The 5,139-nt window shown below is 63.0% G+C and carries 4 protein-coding genes; 1 reads left to right on the top strand and 3 read right to left on the bottom strand.

Going from position 1 to position 5,139, the window contains the following annotated elements; all coding sequences use genetic code 11:
• Positions 1-70 precede the first annotated feature (70 nt).
• The 3 genes from JWR14_RS26635 to JWR14_RS26625 all read right to left on the bottom strand — a co-directional run bounded on the left by JWR14_RS26635 (position 71) and on the right by JWR14_RS26625 (position 3,238).
• On the bottom strand, positions 71-1,816 hold the full coding sequence (locus JWR14_RS26635) for an FAD-dependent monooxygenase (protein ID WP_299714569.1): 1,746 nt from the start codon (positions 1,814-1,816) through the stop codon (positions 71-73).
• Between the two features lie 66 nt (positions 1,817-1,882).
• Positions 1,883-2,908, bottom strand: coding sequence for a cation diffusion facilitator family transporter (locus JWR14_RS26630; RefSeq protein ID WP_299714566.1), 1,026 nt, complete (start codon positions 2,906-2,908; stop codon positions 1,883-1,885).
• Positions 2,909-3,238, bottom strand: coding sequence for a metalloregulator ArsR/SmtB family transcription factor (locus tag JWR14_RS26625; protein ID WP_089163376.1), 330 nt, complete (start codon positions 3,236-3,238; stop codon positions 2,909-2,911).
• A 137-nt stretch (positions 3,239-3,375) separates the two neighbouring features.
• On the opposite strand from JWR14_RS26625, the gene JWR14_RS26620 reads away from it, so the two are divergent.
• Positions 3,376-5,139: tetratricopeptide repeat protein (locus tag JWR14_RS26620; RefSeq protein ID WP_299714560.1), on the top strand; the 1,764-nt coding region annotated here is incomplete at its 3' end.

The following is a 5,139-nucleotide window of genomic DNA, read 5'->3' as shown; positions in this document are numbered from 1 at the left end:
CGCACACCGAGGTGCGGAAGTGGGTCGAAAGCTTGAACACGGTTGACCCTCTCCCGCTGCCGAAACCTCGCTAACCCTCCCCTCGTGGCTGCGTCGAACCGAACCATGTTTCGCAATGACGCAGCAGTGCCTGCGTATCCGATGGCGCTCGCCCTCTCGCCGCAATATATCCATCCGGACGCACAAGATAAAAGCACGGCCGCGTGCGTCCGTACGCATCGGTCAGAGAGTTCGCGTTGTCGCTGTCGTTATCGGTAATACGCCACACGCGCACCGTGTTCGGCAGCACTTCTTCCACTAATACTGCGAGCTCGTCCAGGTCCTTATCGTGGATATCATGCGCGACGGTGAGCGGCGCGGGCGCCATCGCAATGTCTTTATCCGGCGATGGGTTCACCAGCAAGAACAACGAGAAACACGCGGGATCGTGGAGATCGAACAGACAGCCCACACCCGGCGCCCGTCCAAGCGGGCCATCGATGACATGCACCCACGCGTCCGGCGCGCGCTCACCGGCTCGCGGACCGCCGTCGAGCAAGCGATCCAGCGTGAGCGGACTACGCCGATATTGAATCGACAACTCGCTGACCGTGCGCCGAGCGGCATCGCGCAACGGGCCGATCGCCGACAAAGCCGGCATCACGTGGTCACGAATCAGCTTCATCGGCCCATGCTCAGCAGCGGCCATTTGCGTCATGAAACTGGATTGCCGCAGCACTTCGCGCTCAATCGGATGACGCTCGTCGTGGTACGTATCGAGCAAGCGATCCGGCGCGACGCCGGCCAGCATCCGCGCGATCTTCCAGCCAAGATTAAATGCCTCCTGAATGCCCGTGTTCATGCCCTGAGCACCAGCGGGACTATGGACATGCGCGGCATCGCCGGCGAGGAAAACACGGCCCGAACGCAGTTGGTCAGCCATGCGGCTATTCAGATGAAAATACGACGACCACTGAAGGTTCGTCACTGTCACACGATGATGAATTCGCCGTTCGATAATCGCGCGGCATTCGTCGAGCGTCGGCGCCGCGCTGTTATCCGGGCTGTCCGCCGCGCTATCGGGTACCAGGCCGGGTACCACGCCGGACGCCGCACCAGCCGTCACGCGTTTGTCCGCGATCAGGCGCGTGCGGCCGCCGCCCATTGGGAACAAGGTCGCCAACCCCTCGCCGGACGCGAAAATATGGAATTCGTCGTCGGGCCATTCGGTATCGGCTTGCAGGTCGGCGAGCAGGAACGTTTGCTCGAAAGTCTTGCCCGTGAACTCGATATCCAGGCCGTGGCGCACCGTGCTATGCGCGCCGTCGGCTCCAATCAGGTAGGACGGGCGAATCGATTCTTCAGCGCCGTTCGCATGCCGCACGGCCGCCTCCAGCCCCGCCGATCCTTGCCGGAAACGCATCAATTCCACGCCGCGTTCAATCCGCACGCCGAACGATGCAAGGTGCTCCGTCATCAGCCGTTCGGTGACGGATTGATCCAGGAACAGCAGGTACGGATACCGCGTTTGCAAGGGATCGAAGTCGAGCCGCGCGAGTCGCTGGCCATTCGAATAAAGGTTCGCGACACGAGCCCGATGACCGAGTTCGAGAAACGGTTCAACCAGCCGATGCTGCTCGAAAAGTTCGAGCGTGCGTGCCTGGATGCCAATGGCGCGTGACCACGGCGAGGGTTGAGGCGCTTTGTCGATGAGACGCACCGGAATCCCGGCGCGGGACAAACTCATCGCGGCGGCGAGGCCCGTTGGACCGGCGCCGGCGATCAGAACCGGTGGCACATCGAGGATTTTGTGTCGATTCGGCGTCTGCGCGAGCATGCACTTCTCCCTGAAACTTCACAGTACCAAGTGTACGCCGGTCGCTTCGCGCGAACGACCGCTCGCTCAATGCGAGTGCGCCTGAGGTTGCGCCGGTGAACGTTCGTGCAGCGCGCAGTGATGCTCGGTCGTGCCTCTTTCCACCTGCAACGTGGCATGGTTCATCGCATGATCGCGGCGCAAGGCCGCCACGATGCCGTCCACGAACACATCGCCGGGATGGCCTTCCGGCATCACCAGATGCGCGGTCATGGCGTTCTCCGTGGTGGACAGCGCCCAGACATGGAGATCATGGACATCGGTGACACCCGGCACATCCGCCAGATACCGTTCGATACCCGGCTTGTCCACGCCCGGCGGCACCGCACCCATTGCAAGGCGCATGGCATCGCGGCCGAGGCCCCACGTGCCGACCACGATCACGCCGACCACGATAATGCTCATCACCGGATCGATCCAGCTCGCGCCGGTGAACAGGATCACGAGGCCGCTGATGGCAACCGCCGCGGAAATGCCGGCGTCGGCGGCCATGTGCAGGAACGCACCGCGGACATTCAGGTCTTCCTTGCTGCCCCGCATGAAGAGCCACGCGGAGAAGCCGTTCACGACCATGCCGATTGTTGCAACAATAAACACATCGAGGCCCGCGACAGGCGCCGGATTGAGCAGGCGCTGCACGGCTTCGAGCACGATCGCACCGCACGCGAAGAGCAGCAGCGCGGCGTTGGCGAGCGAAGCGAGTATCGACGAACTGCCCAGCCCGAACGTGTAGCGCTCCGACGGTTTGCGCGTGCCGAGCCAGACGGCGCCCCAGGCGAGCAGCAGGCCGAGGACATCGGAGAGATTGTGGCCGGCGTCGGCCAGCAGCGCGGTGGAATGGGCGATAAAACCGTACACGGCCTGCACCACCACGATCAGCATGTTCAGCCCGACTGCAATCGCAAATGTGCGGCCCTGCCCCGCTTGCGGGGCGTGATGGTGATGGTGGCCACCGGCGCCGTGGTTATGCGCATGACTTGGTTCATGCTTGTGGCCATGAGCATGGTCGTGCTCATGGCCATGCTCGTGCTGATGTTTCTCTTGAGGTTCCATTTATTCGTTATCCGGTCGAAAGTCGGCCTGCGGCTCGGCAACGTGCTCAAGCAATTCGGCCAACATGGCGCTGATGTGGTTATCGGCGGCGAGATAGAAAACCTGTTTGCCTTCACGCTCGGCGCGTACGATCCGCGCCGCCCGCAGCAAACGCAGGTGATGACTGACCAGCGAAGCCGACAACCCCAGCGATTCCGCAATTGCGCCCACCGCGCAGCGCCGGTCAACGCACGTCAGCACAATGCGCAAGCGCGTGGGATCGCCCAGGAGGCGGAACAGGTCGGCAAGCGGCACAACGCGCTCATCGGTTGCTACAAAGGGAGAAGACAAAATAGATCGGCCAACAGTTGAACACGTGTTCAAATGTTACAGAAATGAATCCGGGTGCGTCAACGCAAAATTCCGCAAAATTCGGGATCGGTGTCGAACGTGTGTAAAAATGAGGCGTTTGCATTCGATTTTCCTCAATGGATACAGTTTTTGCGCGTGGCTTCGCGGCGCATCGCGATGGCCGCCTCACCGAAGCGGAACGCGACTATCAAGCCGCGCTTGCCGCAGAGCCCTCCCACGTCGACGCGCTTCATCTGCTCGGCGTGCTGCGCCATCAACAAGGCCAGCACGCGGAAGCAGCCGAACTGGTGCGTCGCGCGGTGGACCTGCGCCCCGCCGATGCCGGTCTGCAACTTAATCTTGGCAACGCGCTGAAGGCGCTGGGCCGGATCGACGACGCCATCGAGCGATTCCGCAACGCGCTGCATCTGGAACCCGGTTTTTCGCTTGCGCAGTACAACCTCGGCAATGCGTACGCCGCGGCGGGCCGTCACGAAGACGCCGCCGATGCCTTCGAAAAAGCGCTGCGTCTGCAACCGCTGGACGCCGCGACCTGGAACAACTTCGGCAATGCGCTGCTCGGCATGCGCCGTTTCGAAGAAGGCGCGAAGGCATTTCGCCGCGCGCTGCAGATCCGTCCCGGCCACGCGGGCGCGCGCAACAATCTCGGCATGGCGCTCAATTCGCTGGGAGACACCCACGGCGCGATCGAGCAATTCCGCGCCGCCATTGCAGCCGAGCCGAACTATGTCGCGGCGCATTTCAATCTGGGCAATCTCCTCGATGCCTGCGGCCATCCGCAGGACGCCGTGCCGGTCCTTCAGAACGTACTGCGTATGCAGCCGCAATTCGCGCCGGCGCATTTCGGCCTGGGCCATGCGCTTGCGGCTATCGGCTCGCACGAGGCGGCGTTGCCGCAATTCGAGCGCGCGGTGGGGCTCGATCCGAAGTACGGCGTTGCGTGGCTTGGCCTTGGCAACGCGCATCTGGCGCTCGGCGCGCACAAACCCGCGTTGCGTGCGTTCGATCAGGCCTTGCGGCTCGATCCCAGCCTTGTCGCGGCGAATCTGAACCGGGCGCTGACTCTGCTTGCATTGGGCGATTACACGCGCGGCCTGCCCGCCTACGAATGGCGTCTGCGCACGCCGGGCAGCATTACGCTGCCGTCGCTGCCAAAGTGGAACGGTGAGCCGCTGCCGCGCCAGACGTTGCAGATTCGCGCGGAACAAGGTTTCGGCGATACCTTGCAGTTCGTTCGTTTCGTCCCTTTCGTGGCGAAGCTGGCCGGACAGATCGTGCTTGAAGTTCAGCCGGAACTCGTCGCGTTGCTGGAACCGGCGGCGCACGCCGCGGGCGTCTTGCTGAAGAGCACCGCCACCGGTTCGGCCAACGCGGCCCCGCTCGCCGATGCAGACGCTTTCTCGCCGTTGTTGAGCTTGCCCTTGGCGCTGGGTCTATCGAACGTCGACAAGGTGCCCGCACGCACGCCGTATCTCGTGGTGCCGGCGGCTTACCGGAAGAAGTGGCGCGGTTCGCTCGGGGGTCAATCGAAACGCAAGCTGGGCATTGCATGGTCAGGGCGCATCCAGCCGGGCGAAACGCGCTCGGCGCAGCTTGGCATGCTCGAACCGTTGTTCAGGCTGGAGGGCATCGACTGGATCGTCTTGCAGCCCACGTTGACCGACGAAGAGCGCTCGTTGCTGGACGCTCATCCGCGCGCCCGTTTCATCCAGCGACTGGAAGGCAAGCTCGACGATTTCGCGGATACCGCCGCGATCGTGGATCGGCTGGACGGTGTGGTATCCATCGATACCGCCGTCGCTCATCTGACCGGCGCGTTAGGAAAACCGTTATGGCTGATGCTGCCATTCGCGGCTGACTGGCGCTGGGGTATCGATACC

Source organism: Caballeronia sp., from assembly GCF_028292365.1.
Taxonomy (GTDB): Bacteria; Pseudomonadota; Gammaproteobacteria; order Burkholderiales; family Burkholderiaceae; genus Caballeronia.
The sequence above is the reverse complement of the archived record's forward strand: the minus strand, read 5'-3'. Positions and strand labels throughout refer to the sequence as shown.